Source organism: Cystobacter fuscus (assembly GCF_044360685.1).
Taxonomy (GTDB): Bacteria; Myxococcota; Myxococcia; order Myxococcales; family Myxococcaceae; genus Cystobacter; species Cystobacter fuscus_C.
Genome location: NZ_CP043491.1, coordinates 3,580,508 through 3,599,561 on the forward strand (window position 1 = coordinate 3,580,508; position 19,054 = coordinate 3,599,561).

The 19,054-nt window shown below is 69.5% G+C and carries 18 protein-coding genes and 3 tRNA genes; 13 read left to right on the forward strand and 8 right to left on the reverse strand.

The genetic code is table 11. The features are described 5' to 3' along the window. The first annotated feature begins 24 nt into the window (after window positions 1-24). The 4 genes from F0U63_RS14715 to F0U63_RS14730 all read left to right on the forward strand — a co-directional run bounded on the left by F0U63_RS14715 (window position 25) and on the right by F0U63_RS14730 (window position 4,657). Window positions 25-768 (forward strand): hypothetical protein, encoded by a 744-nt coding sequence (locus tag F0U63_RS14715; protein WP_395846537.1) that lies wholly within the window; start codon window positions 25-27, stop codon window positions 766-768. A 114-nt stretch (window positions 769-882) separates the two neighbouring features. After that, window positions 883-2,007 (forward strand): pyruvate dehydrogenase (acetyl-transferring) E1 component subunit alpha, encoded by a 1,125-nt coding sequence (gene pdhA, locus F0U63_RS14720; protein ID WP_395846538.1) that lies wholly within the window; start codon window positions 883-885, stop codon window positions 2,005-2,007. Window positions 2,008-2,051: 44 nt separating this feature from the next. Continuing rightward, window positions 2,052-3,038: a pyruvate dehydrogenase complex E1 component subunit beta gene (locus F0U63_RS14725; RefSeq protein WP_395846539.1), complete on the forward strand. Its 987-nt coding sequence runs from the start codon at window positions 2,052-2,054 to the stop codon at window positions 3,036-3,038. Between the two features lie 5 nt (window positions 3,039-3,043). Next, window positions 3,044-4,657, forward strand: coding sequence for a pyruvate dehydrogenase complex dihydrolipoamide acetyltransferase (locus F0U63_RS14730; RefSeq protein WP_395846540.1), 1,614 nt, complete (start codon window positions 3,044-3,046; stop codon window positions 4,655-4,657). Between the two features lie 66 nt (window positions 4,658-4,723). On the opposite strand, the gene F0U63_RS14735 is transcribed toward F0U63_RS14730, so the two are convergent. Next, entirely contained in the window at window positions 4,724-4,936 is a 213-nt protein-coding gene (locus F0U63_RS14735; RefSeq protein WP_395846541.1) for a hypothetical protein, read from the reverse strand. 128 nt (window positions 4,937-5,064) lie between these two features. On the opposite strand from F0U63_RS14735, the gene F0U63_RS14740 reads away from it, so the two are divergent. Beyond that, a complete protein-coding gene (locus F0U63_RS14740; protein ID WP_395846542.1) occupies window positions 5,065-5,343 on the forward strand; it encodes a DUF2795 domain-containing protein in 279 nt (92 codons plus the stop codon). 180 nt (window positions 5,344-5,523) lie between these two features. After that, on the forward strand, window positions 5,524-6,681 hold the full coding sequence (locus F0U63_RS14745; protein ID WP_395846543.1) for a sensor histidine kinase: 1,158 nt from the start codon (window positions 5,524-5,526) through the stop codon (window positions 6,679-6,681). Here F0U63_RS14745 and F0U63_RS14750 read toward each other — a convergent pair. Beyond that, the gene (locus tag F0U63_RS14750; RefSeq protein WP_395846544.1) at window positions 6,653-7,249 is read right to left on the reverse strand and encodes a hypothetical protein; all 597 of its coding nucleotides are present in this window, start codon (window positions 7,247-7,249) and stop codon (window positions 6,653-6,655) included. The two genes, F0U63_RS14745 and F0U63_RS14750, sit on opposite strands and share 29 nt — an antisense overlap. A 66-nt stretch (window positions 7,250-7,315) precedes the next feature. Between F0U63_RS14750 and F0U63_RS14755 the strand changes: the two genes are divergently transcribed. After that, window positions 7,316-8,290: a response regulator gene (locus F0U63_RS14755; protein ID WP_395846545.1), complete on the forward strand. Its 975-nt coding sequence runs from the start codon at window positions 7,316-7,318 to the stop codon at window positions 8,288-8,290. A 73-nt stretch (window positions 8,291-8,363) separates the two neighbouring features. On the opposite strand, the gene F0U63_RS14760 is transcribed toward F0U63_RS14755, so the two are convergent. From F0U63_RS14760 to gltX, 5 genes are all read right to left on the reverse strand, one after another. Next, a tRNA-Glu gene (locus F0U63_RS14760) sits at window positions 8,364-8,435 on the reverse strand. A 51-nt stretch (window positions 8,436-8,486) separates the two neighbouring features. Further along, window positions 8,487-8,558: transfer RNA gene (locus tag F0U63_RS14765), tRNA-Glu, on the reverse strand. 23 nt (window positions 8,559-8,581) lie between these two features. Continuing rightward, window positions 8,582-8,652: transfer RNA gene (locus F0U63_RS14770), tRNA-Gln, on the reverse strand. 70 nt (window positions 8,653-8,722) lie between these two features. Then, a complete protein-coding gene (locus tag F0U63_RS14775; protein WP_395846546.1) occupies window positions 8,723-9,142 on the reverse strand; it encodes a hypothetical protein in 420 nt (139 codons plus the stop codon). Window positions 9,143-9,216: 74 nt separating this feature from the next. Then, window positions 9,217-10,659 carry a glutamate--tRNA ligase gene (gene gltX, locus F0U63_RS14780; protein ID WP_395846547.1) on the reverse strand — a complete coding sequence of 481 codons (1,443 nt, stop codon included), beginning with the start codon at window positions 10,657-10,659 and terminating at the stop codon, window positions 9,217-9,219. 111 nt (window positions 10,660-10,770) lie between these two features. Between gltX and F0U63_RS14785 the strand changes: the two genes are divergently transcribed. The 3 genes from F0U63_RS14785 to F0U63_RS14795 are packed head-to-tail and all read left to right on the forward strand — an operon-like array spanning window position 10,771 to window position 13,195. Further along, on the forward strand, window positions 10,771-11,355 hold the full coding sequence (locus F0U63_RS14785; RefSeq protein WP_395846548.1) for a hypothetical protein: 585 nt from the start codon (window positions 10,771-10,773) through the stop codon (window positions 11,353-11,355). Next, window positions 11,352-12,272, forward strand: a complete 921-nt coding sequence (locus tag F0U63_RS14790; RefSeq protein ID WP_395846549.1) for a myxosortase-dependent metalloprotease, MXAN_2677/MXAN_2678 family — start codon at window positions 11,352-11,354, stop codon at window positions 12,270-12,272. Before F0U63_RS14785 ends, F0U63_RS14790 begins: the two co-directional genes overlap by 4 nt. Beyond that, window positions 12,269-13,195 carry a myxosortase-dependent metalloprotease, MXAN_2677/MXAN_2678 family gene (locus F0U63_RS14795; RefSeq protein WP_395846550.1) on the forward strand — a complete coding sequence of 309 codons (927 nt, stop codon included), beginning with the start codon at window positions 12,269-12,271 and terminating at the stop codon, window positions 13,193-13,195. The genes F0U63_RS14790 and F0U63_RS14795 overlap by 4 nt, the downstream gene beginning before the upstream one ends. A 51-nt stretch (window positions 13,196-13,246) precedes the next feature. Here the strand turns inward: F0U63_RS14795 and F0U63_RS14800 are convergent, their stop codons facing one another. Further along, complete coding sequence (locus F0U63_RS14800; RefSeq protein ID WP_395846551.1) at window positions 13,247-15,208, reverse strand: protein kinase; 1,962 nt, start codon at window positions 15,206-15,208, stop codon at window positions 13,247-13,249. A gap of 248 nt (window positions 15,209-15,456) precedes the next feature. Here F0U63_RS14800 and F0U63_RS14805 point away from each other — a divergent pair, with 248 nt between their 5' ends. The 3 genes from F0U63_RS14805 to F0U63_RS14815 are packed head-to-tail and all read left to right on the forward strand — an operon-like array spanning window position 15,457 to window position 19,035. Further along, on the forward strand, window positions 15,457-16,020 hold the full coding sequence (locus tag F0U63_RS14805; RefSeq protein ID WP_395846552.1) for a chemotaxis protein CheW: 564 nt from the start codon (window positions 15,457-15,459) through the stop codon (window positions 16,018-16,020). 14 nt (window positions 16,021-16,034) lie between these two features. Next, the gene (locus tag F0U63_RS14810) at window positions 16,035-17,396 is read left to right on the forward strand and encodes a CheR family methyltransferase (protein ID WP_395846553.1); all 1,362 of its coding nucleotides are present in this window, start codon (window positions 16,035-16,037) and stop codon (window positions 17,394-17,396) included. Window positions 17,397-17,424: 28 nt separating this feature from the next. Further along, entirely contained in the window at window positions 17,425-19,035 is a 1,611-nt protein-coding gene (locus F0U63_RS14815; RefSeq protein WP_395846554.1) for a methyl-accepting chemotaxis protein, read from the forward strand. Window positions 19,036-19,054: the final 19 nt, after the last annotated feature.

Consider the following 19,054-nt stretch of genomic DNA (forward strand, 5'->3'; position numbering starts at 1 on the left):
GGCCGCTGCCCTGTAGAAAGGGGCATGGCTTCTGATCTCAAGACCCGGGTGCGCGAGGGCTGGCAGCAGACCCTGCGTGGCATCCTGGAGCGGGCGCGGACGATGGGCCCCCAGGCGGTGCTCGCCTTCGACCTGGACTCCACCCTCTTCGACAACAAGCCCCGGCAGGCCCTCATCCTGCGGGAGTACGGGCTGGCGAAATCACACGAGAAGCTGGGCCAGTGCGCGCCCCAGCACTGGGACAGCGGCTTCGACATGCGCGGCGCCATGCGCAACTGCGGCCTGTCCGAGCAGGAGGTGGAGGAGCACTACCCCCTGGTGCGCGCCTTCTGGCTGGAGCGCTTCTTCACCAGTGACTACTGCGTGCACGACGAGGCCATCGAGGGCGCCGCCGCCTTCACCCATGCCGTGGCGGACTCGGGCGCGCACCTCGTCTACGTGACGGGCCGCCACGAGGCCATGCGAGCGGGCACCGAGGCGTGCATGCGCGAGCGCGGTCTGCCCGTGCCCGGCGAGGGCCGCGTCCACCTGCTGATGAAGCCCAACGCGAGCGACAACGATGACGCCTTCAAGCGCGAGGCCCATGCCCGGCTGGGGCAGTGGGGCACGCTCATCGCCGCCTTCGACAACGAGCCCACCCACGCCAATGACTACCTGACGCGCTTTCCCCAGGCCCAGGTCATTCACCTGGCAACGGATCATTCCGGTAGGCCCGTGACGCTGCTGGAGGAGATTGTTTCCGTGCCTCACTTTTCACACGAGTCTTGACGCGACGCGGCTAGACGAAAGCCCTTGCAGTCCCCTTGCCGCGCGCTATGCAGGCGCCTCGGCGTTCTGGCCGTTCCGGATTGGGGCGGCCCTCAACTGTACGGAGGAGTGGCGGTGGCCAGCCCTTACTCGAAGGACCTGCTGTTGACGATGTACCGGAAGATGTACCTCATGCGCCGCTTCGAGGAGCGCACCCAGCAGCAGTACGGCCTGGGGAAGATCGCCGGCTTCTGCCACCTGTACATCGGGCAGGAAGCGGTGGCGATCGGTGTCAACGAGGCGATCCGTCCGGATGACTACATGCTCTCGGGCTACCGCGATCACGCCCAGCCGCTGGCGCGTGGCTCGCACCCGGGAATGATCATGGCGGAGCTGTTTGGCCGCACCGGTGGCTACAGCAAGGGCAAGGGCGGCTCGATGCACATCTTCGACATCGAGCACCACTTCTACGGGGGCTACGGCATCGTGGGTGGGCAGATTCCGCTCGCCGCGGGCATGGCCTTCGCCAGCCGCTACCGCAACGAGGACCGCATCACCGTGTGCTACTTCGGTGACGCCGCGGCCAACCAGGGCGCCTTCCACGAGACGTTCAACATGGCGGTCAAGTGGAAGCTGCCCGTGCTCTACATCTGCGAGAACAACCGCTACGGCATGGGCACGGCCATCAGCCGCGTGTCGGCCGAGCCGGAGATCCACAAGCGCGGCGCCGCCTACAACATGCGCCACGAGGCCGTGGACGGCATGGACGCGCTGAAGATGTACGAGGCGGTGAAGGACGCGGCGGCCTACATCCGCGCGGGCAACGGCCCGGTGCTCATGGAGGCCAACACCTACCGCTTCCGCGGCCACTCGGTGGTGGACCCCGCCACCTACCGCACCAAGGACGAGGTGGAGGAGGAGCGCAAGAACGACCCCATCCCGCGCCTCATGCACTACATCCTCAAGCACAAGCTGGCCAAGGAGTCGGAGTTCGAGGCCATCGAGAACGAGGTGAAGGCGCAGGTGGACGAGGCGGTGAAGTTCGCCGACGAGTCGCCCGAGCCGGCGCTGGAAGAGCTGTGGCGCGACACCATCGTGGAGGAGGGCGAGGAGGACGTGCGCCCCCGCGAGCGCGTGTTGGGCGTGAAGGTGGACAAGTGGCCCTCGTACCCCTCGGGCAAGGAGCTCAAGGTGACTTGGGACCTGGAGCCGCGGGCACAGGCGGACAAGGCCGACAAGGCCGCGGGGCTGAAGGGTTAGTACTCCATTCCACTGACTGACGATTTTCGCATTCGGAGCCAAAGATGGCCGAGTTGATGTATCGCGAGGCGCTGAACCAGGCACTCGCCGAGGAGATGGAGCGCGACGCCCAGGTCTTCCTGATTGGTGAGGAAGTGGGCCGCTATCAGGGCGCCTTCAAGGTGTCGCAGGGTCTGTTGGACAAGTTCGGGAGCGCGCGCATCATCGACGCGCCCATCTCCGAGCTGGGCTTCACGGGTCTCGGAGTCGGCGCGGCCATGGTGGGCCTGCGTCCGGTGGTGGAGATGATGACGTGGAACTTCGCCATCCTGGCGATGGACCAGATCGTCAACAACGCCGCCAAGCTGCGCCACATGTCGGGCGGCCAGCTGCGCTGCCCGATCGTCTTCCGCGGCCCCGGTGGCGCGGGTGGCCGTCTGTCCAGCCAGCACAGCCAGGCGCTCGAGTCCACCTACGCCCACTTCCCGGGCCTCAAGGTGATCGCTCCCGCCACCCCGGCGGACGCCAAGGGCATGCTCAAGGCGGCCATCCGGGATGACAACCCCGTCGTCATGTTCGAGGGCGAGCGCCTCTACGCCATCAAGGGCGAGGTGCCCGAGGGCGAGCACATCGTCCCGCTCGGCAAGGCGGACGTGAAGCGCGAGGGCAAGGACGTGACCATCATCACCTGGTCGCGCATGTACTACTTCTGCGAGGAGGCCGCGAAGCAGCTCGAGGCCGAGGGCATCTCCGCGGAGATCCTCGATCTGCGCACGCTGCGTCCCCTGGACGAGGAGGCCATTCTCGCCTCCGTGCGCAAGACGAACCGCGCCGTCATCGTGGAGGAGGGCTGGCCCCTGGCCGGCGTGGGCGCGCAGGTGGTGGACATCATTCAGTCCAAGGCGTTCGACGAGCTGGATGCGCCCGTGGTGCGCGTGACCGGCCTCGATGTGAACATGTCCTATGCGGCGAACCTCGAGAACGCGATCCAGCCGGACGCGCCGAAGATCATCGCCGCGGTGAAGAAGGTCCTCTACCGAGAGGGAGCCTGAGACGTATGGCCACGCCCATCCAGATGCCTTCCCTCTCTCCGACGATGAAGGAGGGAAAGATCGTCAAGTGGCTCAAGAAGGAGGGCGACAAGGTCTCCTCTGGCGAAGCCATCGCCGAGTGCGAGACCGACAAGTCGAACCTCGAGATTGAGGCCTACGACGATGGTTACCTGCTGAAGATCCTCGTGCCCGAGGGGGAGATGGCCACCGTGGGTGCGCCCATCGCCATGCTCGGCGCCAAGGGGGAGAAGGCCGACGCGGGTGGGGGCGCCAAGCCCGCCGCTCCCGCCGCCGCGCCCAAGGCGGAGGCTCCCAAGCCCGCCGCCGCCCAGCCCGAGGCGAAGAAGCCCGAAGCGCCCCAGGCCGCCGCCTCCGGTGGTGGGGACGACGGCATCGCCATCGCCATGCCCTCGATGTCCCCGACGATGACCGAGGGGAAGATCGTCAAGTGGCTCAAGAAGGAGGGGGACAAGATCTCCTCCGGCCAGGCGATCGCCGAGGTGGAGACGGACAAGTCCAACCTCGAGGTCGAGGCGTACGACGACGGCGTGCTCGCGCGCATCGTGGTGCGCGAGGGCGAGATGGCCAAGGTGGGTGCGCCCATCGCGTACCTGGCGGGCAAGGGTGGGGCGAAGCCGGCTCCGGCTTCCGCTCCGGCCGCGGCTCCCGCCGCCAAGGCCGCCGCCTCCACGCCCGCCGCGGCGGCTCCGGCGCCCAAGCCGAGCGCTCCCGCCGCTGCCTCCGGGGGCCGGCTGCGCGCCAGCCCGCTGGCGAAGCGGATGGCTCAGGACAAGGGCCTGGATCTGTCGCAGATCAAGGGCTCGGGTCCCGCGGGCCGCATCGTGAAGCGCGACATCGAGGCGGCGTCCACGCAGGCCGCCGCTCCCGCCGCGCGCAAGGCGCCCGCCGCCGCTGCTGCCGCCCAGGCCACGGGTCCTCGTCCCGAGCCGAAGTCGGTGCCCCTCTCCACCATGCGCAAGGTCATCAGCCAGCGCATGGCCGAGGTGAAGCCCGGGGTGCCCCACTTCTACCTGTCGGTGGACGTGGAGATGGACGCCGCGCTGAAGATCCGCGAGGAGGCCAAGGCCCTGGAGTCCAAGGTCTCGGTCAACGACATCATCGTGAAGGCGTCGGCGATGGCGCTGCGCCGCTACCCGAAGATGAACGTGTCGCTGCAGGGCGACGCGATCCTCCACTTCGAGACGGTGGATGTCGGCATCGCGGTGGCCATCGAGGACGGCCTCATCACCCCGATCATCCGCGACGCGGACAAGAAGGGGCTGAGCGCCATCTCCGCCGAGGCGCGTGACCTGGCCGAGCGTGCCCGCAAGCGCGCCCTCAAGCCGGCGGAGTACACGGGTGGCTCGCTCACGGTGAGCAACCTGGGCATGTACGGCATCGACTCGTTCATCGCCGTCATCAATCCGCCCCAGGCGGCGATCCTGGCGGTGGGCTCCGTGTCGGACAAGGTCGTCGTGCGCGACGGGCAGATGGTGATCCGCAAGGTGATGACGGTGTCGCTCTCGGGCGACCACCGCGCCATCGACGGGGCCATCGGCGCCGAGTACCTGCGGGAACTCAAGGCGCTGCTCGAGCACCCGATGCGGCTGCTGTTCTAGTCCGCGCCGTCCTGGCGGGCCGCCCACGAAGGCGGCCCGCCCGGCTTGCTCGGTATCACGGCGCCGCTACTCCCGGGTGGAGGCGGCCGATTCGTCCATTTCCCGCTCGAGTTGACGCTGGGCGTCAGTGACGTCGGCCTGCTCCGCCCGCTTCGTTCCCGTGGGCAGATCCTCTTCCCGCTCCTCGGAGCGACCCTGGATGCCGGGCCAGGGCTCGGGGCGCGTGGCCTGCACGTGCTCGATCTTCTCCGTGTACCCCGTGCTCTTCTTCTTCGTCATCTCGTCCTCCTGGTATGTGGTCGGAGTGCCCTCATAGGGTGGGGACGGGTGCCGAGAGGGCCAATGGGCAGGTGGATGCCCGACCGCCGCTCCCCTGGCTGCTGGGGAGGCACACAGGATGGATGAAAATGAAACAAATCCATGGGGCACCTGGGTTGGATGACGTGGCCGGACTGGTGCTGGCCGTTTCCCAGGCCCTGCGGGGCGCTGTCTTCCCCCTGTCCCGGTCACAGCTGGTGTGGCTGGCCCGGGAGAACGATGCCGCGGCGTCCCTGCTGACGCGTTTGAGCGGCCTGCCGGAGGGCGTGTTCGCGTCCCTGGCGGAGGTGGAGCGCGCCCTGGGCGTCCAGGCGGGTGAAGGCACGCCCGCCACCGTGCCCTCTCCGCCCAGTCCGAACCCGCGCTGAACTGTTTCAACCGGTACGTGGTTGCCGACGGTTGTCGAACGGACTTGCCGGAGCGTGAGGCCGAGGGAGCGTGAAACACGGCCCATCGGGTTTTGTGCGCGACGTGGTATCTCTTGGGGGTGGGCGCAGTGGTGGGATGGGTGGGAGCGTGCTGGTCGACCTGGCCCGGAGAGGAACTCCATGAATCCGTCTGACCTCCCCGCCGTCCTCTACGTCGACGACGACGCGCTCAACCTGCGGGTGTTCGAGGCGAACTTCGGCCAGAAGTTCCGCATCTTCCGCTGCTCGACGCCCGCCGAGGCGCTGACGCTGCTCGAGCAGAAGCGCAACGAGATTGGCGTCATCCTGTCGGATCAACGCATGCCGGGAATGACGGGCGTGGAGCTGCTCGAGCGCGCGCGCTCGCTGGCGCCGGACGCCAAGCGCATGCTCGTCACGGCCTACTCGGACATGCAGGCGGTGATCGACGCGGTGAACCGCGGCCAGGTGAGCCGCTACTTCGTCAAGCCGTGGGACCGCGCCGAGGTGCTGGCCGCGCTCGAGGACGGGTTGAAGATCGCCCGGCTGGAGCTGCGCGTGCGCGAGGTGGAAGGGCGCATGATGAAGGCCGAGCGTCTGGCCACGCTGGGCCAGGTGACGGCGGGCATCGCGCACGAGCTGATGGGCCCGGTGGGCTACCTGTCGCAGAACGTGGCGTCACTGCGGAGGGATCTGGAGTGCGTGGTGCAGTACGCCTCCAAGCACCTGGCGTCGGATCCCGCGCCGGATGTGGCCAGTGTGCTCGAGGATCTGCCCTCGCTGTTGCAGGACCTGGCCTCGGGCGCGGATCACCTGCGCGGGGTGGCGCTGGGCCTGAGGGCGCAGGCGCGCGGCGATGACATGGAGGCCTCGGCGGATGTGGCCGAGGTGGTGTCCTTCGCGGTGAAGCTGGCGCGCGCCGAGGTGCGCGACCGCGCCCGCATCACCACCATGGGCGAGCCGGTGAAGGTGACGTTCGGGCCGGTGAAGCTGTGCCAGGTGCTGCTCAACCTCATCGTCAACGCCGCGCAGGCCATGGAGGGCACGGGCCGGCCGGGCCGCATCGAGGTGCGCTGGAAGCAGAGCGAGCAGGACGTGCTGCTCACCGTGGCGGACAACGGGTGCGGCATCCCCCAGGAGCTTCAGGAGAAGGTCTTCCAGCCCCTGTTCACCACCAAGCCGGTGGGCATCGGCACGGGGCTTGGCCTGTCCATCTGCAAGGAGCTGGTGGCTCAGTTCGGGGGCACGGTGCGGCTGTCCTCGAAGCAGGGGACGGGCACGGAAGTCGAGCTCACCCTCCGGCGAGGCCCGCTCCCCTGAGTCCGAAGGCGTTGTGCAGCATCCGCCAGACGCGCAGGAGCGCCTCCTGCTCGCTCTGGAGGATGTGCTCCACCAGCACCTCGCGCCGCGGAGGCGTCTTCTCCTCGTCCCCGGCGCGCCACACCACCACCAGCGCGTAGCGCCCGTCCGGGCGCTCCACCACCTCCACCGCCGTCACCTCGTCGAACGGCACCCACTCGGCGCGCGTGGCCCCCGGCGCCCACCGCAGCCGCTCCAGCCGCAGCCGCTCGGAGCGGAAGTGCAGCACGAAGCGGCGCCGGCCGAGCTGTCCCTCCAGCCATAGCGCGAGCCCCACCAGGGCGGCCGCCAGGAGGCCCGGCACCCAGAACAGGCCCACGCCCTGGCCGGCCCCGTCCACCCATGCGCCCACCAGCACGAGCAGGGTCAGTGGCACGGCCAGGCCCAGGCAGACGGTGGGCAGCAGGCGCTTCCAGTACGAAGGGACGCGGGATTCGCCGAGCAGACGGCCGGGCTCGTAGCGCAGCCAGACGTCGCCCAGCCGACGCGGAGCGGGGTTGTCCTCCAAGGCATCCGTGAAGCTCGCCACCGCACCAACATAACCCCCTGGTGGCCACGCTCGAAGTCCGTCGCGAGCTGTGCGATTCTCGAAAACATGGACCTCCCCTTCGAGACCGATGAGCGCAGTGGAGGTGAGGGGGGTGGGGGCACCCTCGCCTCGACCGTGCTGGTGGTGGACGACGAGCCCGTGGTGCGGGACGTGTGCGCGCGTCTGCTGTCCCGTGAGCCGGACCTGGTGGTGACCCTGGCCGAGGACGCGGAGCAGGCGCTGGTGCTGCTCGACTCCCAGCGCTTCGACGTGCTCATCACCGACAAGAACCTGCCGGGCATGGGCGGCGTGGAGCTCATCGCCGAGGCGCGCGCGCGCCAGCCCTCGCTGGAGGCGGTGATGATCACCGGCTACTCCAGCTCCGAGTCGGTGATCGCCGCCTTCGCCGCGGGCGCCAGTGACTACATCCTCAAGCCCTTCGAGGATCTGCGCCTGGTGCGCGCCAAGGTGCGCGCCGCGCTGGAGCGCCGGGCGGGACGGGTGAAGGGCCGGGAGCAGGCGCGGCGGGTGGCCCGGGAGGCCGCCGAGCTCTTGCAGGCGGGCGAGCAGGCCTCTCCTCAGGCGCGCGAGCAGATGGAGAGCCAGCTGCGCGCGTACGAGCTCGCCAGCCGGATGTCGCCGGGGGGCCAGGTGGCGGTGGTGGGCAGCCCCGAGGCCCTGCGGACGCTGTTGGAGGAGGGCCTGGAGGCGGTGGCACTGCCGCCGGACTCCCCCGCGCTCCTCGGCGCCGCCGTGGTGGTGCTGGAGACGGGCGCGCCGGACTGGTGGGACATCGCCGAGCGCCTCCAGACGGCCTCGCCGGACGTGGTGTTGCTCGCCGGCCCCCATGCGGACCTGGCGGATCTCCTGGACGCCATCACCCTGCGCCTGGAGCTGGTGGGCTTCGGCTCCTCGTCGCCGCGGGCGCTGCCGGAGCGGGTGCGCATGTTGCTCATGCGCCGCAACCTGCAGCGCGCCCAGACGAACCTGGCCGCGGCCCTGATGGCCTTCCGGGAGAGCCTCGCGCGGGGCGGTGCCTAGGACGGAGGGGCGGGGAGGGCGGCCCGCAAAAGCGAAACGCCCGCTTCTCCGAGGAGAGAAGCGGGCGTTTCAGTGACCCTGCCGGGATTCGAACCCGAGTTTGAGCCGTGAGAGGGCTCCGTCCTAACCACTAGACGACAGGGCCGGAAAGCAGAACCCCCCACCTTCCCAAGAAGGTGGGGGCCTTTTCTACGTGTGACCCTGCCGGGATTCGAACCCGAGTTTGAGCCGTGAGAGGGCTCCGTCCTAACCACTAGACGACAGGGCCGGTAGACAACCGGGTGCTACGAGCTGGGGAACTAGGATTCGAACCTAGATAAGCAGAGTCAGAGTCTGCTGTCCTGCCGTTAGACGATTCCCCAAGAACCGCTCAACTGCCCACTCCGTACCGCAACCACCCCGCTGATTCAACTGCTTTTTCGAACCACCGGGCTACCGCGACTTCTTCCCCGACTTCGGCTCTGCTTTCTTCACCGGCTTGCTGCTCGCCGGAGCCGACTTCAGAGGTACCACATACACCCGAACTTCGTCATTCGCTTCGTAGATATTCAACCCCTCGAAGTTCTTCCCCGAGGGATTGGTGATGTGGACAGCCTTGACGCCCGGCTGGTTGACGATGACCCGCCGGGGATAGGAACTCACGGGGTAGACGATCTTGTAGTACTCGAGCGTCTTCTCGTAATCCCCCGGCGCCCGGTACCTGTTCTCGCCCACCCTCTGGGCGCCGTCAGGCAACTGAGCCCCGCTCACCACCTCCGCCACCGCCACCGCCGCCCAGAGCGCCACCACCACCGCCCCGAGCGGGCGCGCCTTATAGAAAAGGCCCTTCCGGCTGTCAAGCACTCGTGTCATCGGCGGGGAACAATAGGGCCCTGGCGCGGAGGTGTCCACTGCAACCTGGGCCTCCCCGGGCGTTCCCAGGCTTGCTAGCCCACGCGGGCGAGCGCCTCGTCCAGGCGGTGCAGGGACTCCTCGCGCCCCAGGAGCTCGAGCGTCTCGCCGATGCCCGGGCTCACGGTGCCCCCCGTCACGGCCACGCGCACCGGCTGGGCGACCTTGCCCATGCCCACCGCGGCCTGCTCGCTCACCTTCTTCACCACCTCGTCCAGCGCGGCGGCGCTCCACTGGGAGAGCGCGGCGGCCTGCTCGCGCACCTGGGCGAGCAGGGGCTTGGACTCGGCGGTGAGGTGCTTGGCCGCGGCCTTCTCCTCCAGCGTCACGCCGTGCTGGAAGTACTTGAGCGCCATGTCGGCCATCTCCTGCTGCGTCTTGGCGCGCTCGCGGAAGGCCATCACCACGCGCTCCAGCCGGGGGTCTCCCGCCTTGATCTGCACGCCCTTGGCCACCAGGAAGTCCGCGAGCGTCGAGGCCACCACCGCGGGGGCGAGCAGCTTGAGCCACTGCTGGTTGAGCCACAAGAGCTTCTCCGGGTTCCACACCCCGGACGTGGTGCCCACGTGGTCGAAGTCGAACCACTCGACCATCTGCTCGCGCGAGATGACCTCGTCGTTGCCGTGGCTCCAGCCCAGGCGCACGACGAAGTTGAGCAGCGCCTCGGGCAGGATGCCGTTGCGCTTGTGCAGCATGACGTCCGCCTCGGGGTGCTTGCGCTTGGACAGCTTCTCGCGGTCCGGCCCGAGGATGAGCGGGAAGTGGGCGAACTCGGGCGGCTTCCAGCCGAGGGCCTGGTAGAGCATGAGCTGCGGGAAGGTGGAGTTGACGTGCTCCTGTCCGCGCCCCACCAGGGTGATGTCCATGGTGTGGTCGTCGATGACGCAGCCGTAGTTGTAGAGCGGGATGCCGTCGGCGCGCAGCATCACCCAGTCATCCAGGTCCGAGTACGCCTTGGTGATGGGCCCGAGCGCCTTGTCGTTGAAGGTCACCTCGCCCTCCTGCGACGGCATCTTGAAGCGGATGACGGCGGAGCGGCCCTCGGGCACGTCCTTGCGATCCCGGCAGGTGCCCTCGTACTTGTAGGTGCCCGGCTTGCCCGTGGCCTTCTCGACGGCGGCGCGGCGCGCGTCGATCTCCTCGCGGGTGCAGTAGCAGCGGTACGCCTTGCCCTCGGCGATGAGCTGGTCCGCGTACTGCTTGTACAGGTCCAAGCGCTGCGTCTGGAAATAGGGGGCGGCGGGCCCCTCCTTGCCGGGTCCCTCGTCCCAGTCGATGCCCAGCCAGGTGAGGCCGTCGAGGATGGCCTTGACGGACTCGGGGGTGGAGCGCTCCTGGTCGGTGTCCTCGATGCGCAGGATGAACACGCCACCGTGGCGCTTCGCGTAGAGGTAGTTGAACAGGGCGGTACGGGCGCCCCCGATGTGCAGGTAGCCGGTCGGGGACGGAGCGAATCGGACGCGAGGTGCGGAGGCCATAGTCGGAGGGGGCGGATAGCAGGAGCGGTCTCGTGTGGTCAACGAAGCGGCCGCTTCCCGGTCCCGCGAGCACCCGCCATGCATTAAACTGCCCGGCATCGAGGCCCATTCATGACCCGTTCCACCGCATTGCGCGTCCTGCTTTCCGCCGCTGTCCTGCTCTGTCTGCCCGCGAGCGCCACCACCCTGCTCCAGATGGACCTGCCCGAGCTGTCGCACTCGGCCGATGTCATCGTCCATGGCACGGTGCGCCGCACGGAGAGCCGGTGGAGCGGCGATCGCCGCCTCATCGTCACGGACGTGGAGATCCAGGTGACCGAGGCCCTCAAGGGGCAGGCGGGCGGCACGGTGCTCGTCACCCAGCGCGGGGGGCGGGTAGGCGACATCGGTCAGAAGGTGAGTGGCCTCGCCTCCTTCTCCCCGAACGAGGAGGTGGTGGTGTTCCTCGAGCGTCGCGGGCCCGCCTTCCAGGTCTCCGGCATGGCGCAGGGCAAGTACAAGGTCCTGCGCACCGAGGGCGAGACGCGCGCCATGGCGGTGCCCGAGTCCACCGGGGAGGCGCTCCTGCTGGACGCCACGACGCACCAGCCCGTCACGTCCTCGCGCCAGGCCCTGCCGCTCTCGGAGCTCAAGGCCTCCATCCGCGCGGCGCTCCAGCAGCCGGCCCCGGTGCGCTCGCAGGAGAAGCGGCCATGATGGTCTCCTCCGCCCTACTCCTCTCGCTCGCCCTGGCGCAGAGCAGCCCCTATGTGCGCAGCCACGTGGACAAGGACGACTCGAGCACCCAGTGCCTCTTCTGGACGACGCCCACCATCACCTGGAACCTGAGCAGCGTGGGCAACCCCGAGAGCGTGGACGAGCAGAAGCAGCGCGAGTTCGCGGCCATCCGCGCCTCCGTCCAGAGCTGGCAGCGCATCTTCGAGGACTGCGGCAACCTGCGCTTCTCCGAGGGGCCGATGCTCGACGAGCGCCAGGTGGGGTACGTGCAGAAGGAGGAGAACCACAACCTCATCCTCTTCCGCTCCCGGCGCTGCCAGGAAGTGGTGCCAGCCACGGACGCGTGCTGGGCCGACGAGACGTGCGGCAACCTGCGCGACTGCTGGGACAGCAATGACAGCACCATCGCCCTCACGCTCACCACGTATGACGAGCGCTCCGGCATCATCTACGACTCGGACATCCAGTTGAACGCGAGTGGTTTCGTCTTCACCACCGTGTCCAGTCCTCCCTGCACCCAGCCCATCGCCAGCAAGACGCCCAACTGCGTGGCCACCGACGTGCAGAACACCATGACCCACGAGCTCGGCCATCTCATCGGCCTGGATCACACGTGGTTGAGCTCCTCCGTCATGTACCCCCAGGCGCCCTCGGGGGAGATCTCCAAGCGCGTCATCGATTCGGGCTCGCGCGACTTCGTGTGCCGCACCTACCCCAAGGGGCTTCCCAGCCAGAGCTGCCTCACGCCCACGCTCGACGCGTCGTCTCCGCACGACACCACCTTCGTCCTGGGCAAACAGGCCGCGGGGTGCTCCACCACGGGGGGCGCGCCGTGGCTCTCCGCGCTGGCGGCACTGGGCTGGCTCGGGTGGCGGCGCCGGGGAGCTCGCTCATGACACGCCCGCTCGGGGTGGTGGTGTCCGCGGCGCTCTGCCTCACCGCGCCTCTCGCCGAGGCGCAGGTGTACCACCGGACCCTGGCCGAGGGCCGGCCCTTCTGTGTCTTCTGGCCCGGGCGCGAGTACGTCTACCGCCTGGATGCGGCGGGCAGCGCCCGCACCCCGGGGGACTCCGAGTTCGCGGCCATCGAGGCCTCGGTGGAGTCCTGGCGCGCGGTGTCCGCCACCTGCAGTGACTACACCTTCCGCCGGGGCCCCGACATCGAGCACCCCCTCGTGGGCTATGACGAGGACGCCGACGTCAACGAGAACGTCATCACCTTCCGCGAGCAGGACTGCAACGATGTCGTTCCTCCGGGGGACCGCTGCATCCAGGACAAGACCTGCGGCAACGTCTACTCCTGCTGGGAGCACGGCGGGGGCATCCTCGGGCTGACCACCACCACCTATGGTCTGGGCTCCGGCAGGGTCTTCGACGCGGACATCGAGCTCAACGCGGCCCCGGCGGGTAGGGGGTTTCTCTTCACCACCGTGGACTCGCCGCCCTGTGACGGCAGCCAGACCTCCGGGTGTGTCTCCGCCGACGTGCAGAACACGGTGACGCACGAGCTCGGTCACGTGGTCGGGCTGGACCACGTTCCCGAACAGCCGGGGTCCACCATGGAGCCCTCCGCGTTCCCGGGAGAGACGAACAAGCGCATCATCGACGTGGGCAGCATCGCGGGCTTCTGCGACGCCTACCCCCGGGGACTCCCGCCCACCCAGTGCGGCGAGAACCCGGAAACCGGCCGCCGCTTCCAGGCGGTGTCCCACGTCCCGTGGTCCGGGTGCGCGGCGGCTCCTGGCGCCCTGCTGCCCGTGGCGGCGTTGCTCGGTGTGTGGGGACTCGGCCGGCGGCGCGGGCGCACGCGCGGCTCGTGAGCCCCGGCCGCGGCCCGAGAGCCCCGGCCGCGGCGCGCCGACGTGCCTTCCTCAGCGCTCGCGGGGAGGCACCAGCCGGATGACGAAGGGGTAGTCCACCGCCGTTGGACGGCCGTCGATCACCATGGGCTTGTAGACGCGCGCCTGCAGCGACTGCACCACCGCCTCGTTCATGTGCGGCAGGCCCTTGATGACGCGGCAGTTCTCCACGCCGCCCTTGGGGGTGATGACGCACTTGACGATCATCACGCCCGACACGCGTGCCGCGCGGGCCTCGCGCGAGAACACGATCTCCTTGCCCTGGAGCTCCACCGGACGGGGCATGCCCTCCTGGAAGGGCACGGGGCCGTCGGCCTTGCGCGTGTCCACCGCCGGGGCCATCGCCACCACGGGCACGGCCACCGCCGACGTGCCCTTGGCCTCCGAGGGCGGGGGCGGCTCGGCCTCCAACAACACCGGCGCGGACATCGAGCCTCCGGCCGCCGACGGCGCGGCGCCGCTCGTGGCCATGGCCCGCTCCACCCGGCTGGACGAGTTCCCCCGGCTGGCCGTGCGCACCCGCTGCATCTTCTGGGAGAACACCACCTCGCCCGAGCCGCCGGTGATGACCGTCTCCGGGTGGTAGCCATCCAGCGTGAAGGTGAACTCGGCGGTGAAGGTGTCCTGGCCCTTGTCCTTGGGAATCTCCAGCAGCAGCGGCGTCGTGCCGCGCTCCTCTCCCTTGTAGAAGACGTGCGCCCCCGTGGGCTGGCTCATCAGCCGGAAGCGCACCACCGCATCCGCCGCGGGCTCGGCGGCGGGGGCGGCCTGGGGCGCCGCGGCGGCCACCGGCTCGCTCCGGGGCGCCGACGCCGACCCGAAGAGGCTCGAGGACAGCAGCAGCCCTCCCGTCAGGAGCACCGCGATGCCTCCTCCCACGAGCCCTCCGATGAGCAGCGTGCGCCGGCGCGCCTTCTGGATGTCCGGCGGCACTTCCACGCTGATGTCCACCGCGAGCGTGTCTCCGCTCGAGTGGGCGTCCCCGGACAGGCCCGCGAAGAGCGGCGTCTTGTGCGGCCCGGTGGTGCTCTGTCCGCTCGGGTGCTTGAAGATGCCGCTGTGGCCGCCCGCCTCCATGCTGGCGGTGCGCAGCGCCTCCAAGAGCTCGTCCATCGTCTGGTAGCGGCGCGCCGGATCCTTCTCCATGCAGCGGCGCACCACCGACTCGATGCTCATGGGCACGGAGATGTCCGGCCGCACGGAGCTGAACGCGGGGGGCAGCTCCTTGTGGTGGGCGAAGATGAGCTCGATGTGATCCTTGGAGACGAACGGCGGCCGGCCCACCAGCATCTGGTAGAGCACCACGCCGAGCGAATACACGTCGCTGCGCACGTCGGCTTCGTTGCGCGCCTGCTCGGGCGCCATGTACGCCGGGGAGCCCAGGAAGGTGCCGCTCTGGGTGATCTCCGGGTTGGGTGCGTTCTCCGTGACGGCGATGGACTTCACCAGTCCGAAGTCCAACACCTTGACGAGGTCCTGGTCGGCCTCGTTGAGCAGCATGATGTTGGCCGGCTTCAGGTCGCGGTGGACGATGCCCTGGTTGTGCGCCTCGCGCAGTGAACGGCAGATCTGTTGGGTAATGCTCAGCGCGCGCGCCCAGGCGATGGGACCCGACTCCGCCACGACCTGACCGAGGGTGCGGCCCTCGATGTACTCCATGGCGATGTAGTAGATGCCGTCGTCCGTCTGTCCGTAATCAATCACCGTCACCGTGTTGGGGTGGCGGAGCTTGGAGGAGAGCGAGGCCTCGCGCAGGAAGCGCTTCTGGAAGCCCGGATCCTTGCTCGTGGGGAAGTGGGGATTGAGCACCTTGAGCGCCACCACCCGGTCCAGGGGCGTCTGCTTGGCGCGATAGACCCGGCCCATGCCTCCCACACCCAGCGGCTCGAGGATGCTGAAGCGGCCGTTGAGCGTTCGCCCGATGAGGGGATCCGTCCCCGTATCACCTGGACCCTGTGAGTCGCCGGTCACCATAATTTCGTCGTGCTCCCCCATCCCGCGGCCGGGTGGGAACCATTCTTCCAGGAAGTGGAGTCAAGCCATGAAACCACAACTCCCGGAAACACGCGACTTGGGAGCGGGTGCTTGCTTGGCTCCCATCCCCGGGGTGCTCGCCGAGGGACCAGGGGGCGAGGGGGATGCGCGGCCCGCATTGACGGGTTCGGCGTGATCGGACTACCGTTCCATCCCTCCCCCCGCGGACTCGTTCAGGCGGGCCCGCCATGGTCGACTTTCCTCCAATGACGGCTGATGCCCAGGCGAGACGTGCGTCGGTCCAGAAGCGCTTGCTGGTGCTGGAGGAGGAGATCGTCCGGCTGCGGCGGGAGCTGAGCACGCTGGGCGTGGACCAGCGCCTGCCGGGGCTCTACCTCACCGTGGAGGTGGCGGGCTCCACCGCCCTGCTGCCCGTGGAGGCCGTCCTGGAGGTGGTGCGGCTGGTGGCCATCGAGCCCCTGCCGGCGGCCCTGCCCCATGTGCGCGGCACCATGCTCTACCGGGGCACGCCCGCGGTGGTGGTGGACCTGGCGGCCATGCTGGGCGTGCCGCGGGAGCCGGAACTGGACGCTCACCTGGTCATCTGCGGCGGCTCGCGCATGGTGGCCGTGCTGGTGGACCGGGTGCGCGACCTCGTCGAGTCGCCCGTGCTGGTGGAGGGGTCCGTCGAGGAGGGCGTGCCCACGGCGTGGGACAGGACGGGGCTGATGGCGGGCCTGTGCCGCACGCCCGAGGGCATCCGCCCGCTGCTGCGCGCCTCGGCCATCCTGAATGTTCCGGAGGGCGCGTGAAGGAGCCGGGGAAGGTGGAACGGCTCGATGAAGCGGCGCTCGGAGGTCTGGAGTCCGTCCTGCGCGCCGAGTGCGGCATGGTGCTGGCCCCCAGTGTGCGCCGCTCGCTGGGCACCGCCCTCACGCGCGCGGCCGAGGCCCAGGGCCTGCCGCCGCTCGACTTCCTCCACCGGCTGCTGGCGCGCGACACCGGGGCGGTGGAGTCCTTCATCGGCTACGCGGTCATCGGCGAGACGTACTTCTTCCGCCACCCCGAGCAGCTGCGCGAGCTGGCGCGCGTGGCCTCCGTGCACGTCGGGCCCTTCCTCGTCTGGAGCGCCGGGTGCGCCAGCGGCGAGGAGCCCTACAGCATCGCCATGGCCCTGCTGACCGCGGGCCTCGTGCCCGAGCACATCCGCGTGGTGGGCACGGACGTGTCCGGCCGCGCCCTGGACAAGGCCCGGCAGGGCGTCTACTCGCCCTGGAGCGTGCGGCGCATGGAGCTGGCGCTGGAAAGGCGCTACCTCACCCTGCGGCCCGACTCCGTCACCGTGCCGTCCGAGGTGCGTGCCCGGGTGGAGTTCCGGCGGCACAACCTGGTGACGGATCCTCCCCCCCTGTCCGGGGCCCAGGCCATCTTCTGCCGCAACGTCCTCATCTACTTCCCCCCAGAGACGATCCGCGTCGTGCTCAAGCGGCTGCTCGCGGCGCTCGCTCCGGGGGGCTGGCTCTTCCTCGCGCCCGCCGAGCTGCCCTTCACCCGGGGGCTGGGGCTGGAGGAGCAGATGGTCGAGGGACTGCCCGTGCTGCGCAAGCCCTTGGTGGCGGGGCCGCTCCCGGTGCCCCCCTCCGAGCCCGCCCCGGTCCGGGCGCCGTCCTGGACGCCCGGCCCCCCGCTCCAGATGGTGCCGGTGGCCCACTCCCCGCCCGCGGTGGCGTCCCTGGCGGCTTCCCTGCCCGAGACGCTCGCGCCCGCGGCCCCTTCGGGCCCCCTGGTGCGCGACACCCTGGAGCAGGCGCGGGCCGCGGCGCGCGACGGACACTTCGAGCAGGCCGAGGCCTTCGCCCGCCTGGCGGCACGCGAGCTGTCGCCCGAGGCCTACCTGCTGCTGGCCATGGTCGCCGAGCAGCGAGGCGACGTGCGCGAGGCCGTGGCCTCCGTGCGCAAGGCGCTCTATCTGGAGCCGCAACTGGCCATCGGGCATGCCATGCTCGTGGCGTTGTATGGACAGCTGGGTCTGGCCGACGAGGCGGAACGGGCGCGGCGCAACGCGCTCCGGGCGCTGGAAGGCCTGGATGACGAACTCGTGCTGCGCGGAGTCGAGGAGATGACGGTGGGTGGGTTGCGGCGCGCGCTCGTGCCAGGAGTGAAGATGGGAAAGTCGGGTGCGCGATGAGCGCCGCTCGTTGTTCTGGGGAGGTCCCATGGATGGCAATGGCATGAGACCACTGACGATCCAGCGGCTGGACATGCGGCGGCTCAGTCTGCGCACGCGGATCGTGGCCATCACCGCGGTGTCGGGCGCGCTGGTCATCGCCCTGCTCGTGGCCGCCTTCTCGCTGCGGATGCGCGAGGCGCTCAAGGTGGAGTTCGCCAAGCGCGCCTCGGCGGCGAGCCATTCGCTGGCCAATCACCTGTCGGCCGCGCGGGACACGGAGTCGCTGCGGCAGGCCGCGGTCGCCGCGCTGCGCCACCACCCCGACCCCGACATGGCCTATGTGGTGGTGCGCGGCCCCGAGGGCGACATGCTCGCCCACACCGCGGTGGAGCGCCTGGTGAGCCCGGCCCTGCTGCCGCAGGTGTCCCTGAGCACGGCGCCCCGTGAGCTGTACGTGGGAGGCCGGCCCGTGCTGGAGATCTCCGCGCCTGTCGTCTCCTCGTGGCCCGGCGCCCCGCCGGACGCCATCGAGCGCGTGGGCTCGGTGCAGGTGGGTCTGGAGCTGAGCGTGCTGGAGAAGGCCGTGTCGCGCATGGTCCTGCACGTGCTCGGCCTGGGAGTGCTGACGCTCGCGGGCTGTCTGGTGGTGGTGTCCGTGCTCTGCCGCATGCTCATCATCCCACTCGAGCGCCTGGCGCGCGCGGCGGCTGGACTCGCCGCGGGCGACCTGCGCCAGCAGATCGAATCGAGCGGCATCGACGAGGTGGGCGACCTGGCGCGCAGCTTCGCCACCATGGCGGAGATGCTCACCAACATGCTCAAGGACCTGCGCAGCGCCGCGGCGGACATGGAGCGCGAGGCCACCAACGTGCTGGCCACCTCCTCGCAGCAGTCCGCCATGGCCAACGAGCAGGCCTCCGCCATCCACGAGACGGGCGCCACCGTGGCGGAGATCGCCCAGACGTCCCGCCAGGCCACGTCCTTCGCCGACACCGTCATCACCGGCGCCAGCCGCTCGGACTCGCTGAGCGCCGAGGGCCAGAAGGTCGTCGTCGAGAGCGTGGCCGCCATGGAGAAGCTCAGCGAGCAGGTCAAGGCCATCGCCCTGGCCATCACCGACCTCAACGAGCAGACGCTGCAGATCGGCGACATCATCACCACGGTGAAGGACGTGGCCGAGCAGTCCAACCTGCTCGCGCTCAACGCCTCCATCGAAGCGGCCAAGGCGGGTGATCAGGGCCGCGGCTTCGCGGTGGTCGCCATGGAGATGCGCACGCTGGCCGAGCAGTCGAAGATGGCCGCCAACCAGGTGCGCGCCCTGCTCGGCGAGGTGCAGAAGGGCACCCGCGCCGCGGTGATGGCCACCGAGGAGGGCAGCCGCCGCGCCCTGGCCGCCATGGAGCTCGCCCAGAGCGCGGGCGCCGCCATCAAGGGGCTGTCCGACCTCATCCGCGAATCGTCGTCGGCCGCCCGGCAGATCGCCGGCAACACGCGCCAGCAGACCATCGGCGTCGAGCAGATCGCCGTCGCCATGAACGAATTGACCATTGCCATGCAGGACAACGTGGAGGGGACCAAACGCATCGAGCAGGTGGCGGGCAATCTCTCCAACCTGTCCAGACGCTTCTCCGACCTCGTCGGGAAGTACCAACTATGACCGGGGGGTTGCTCGTGGA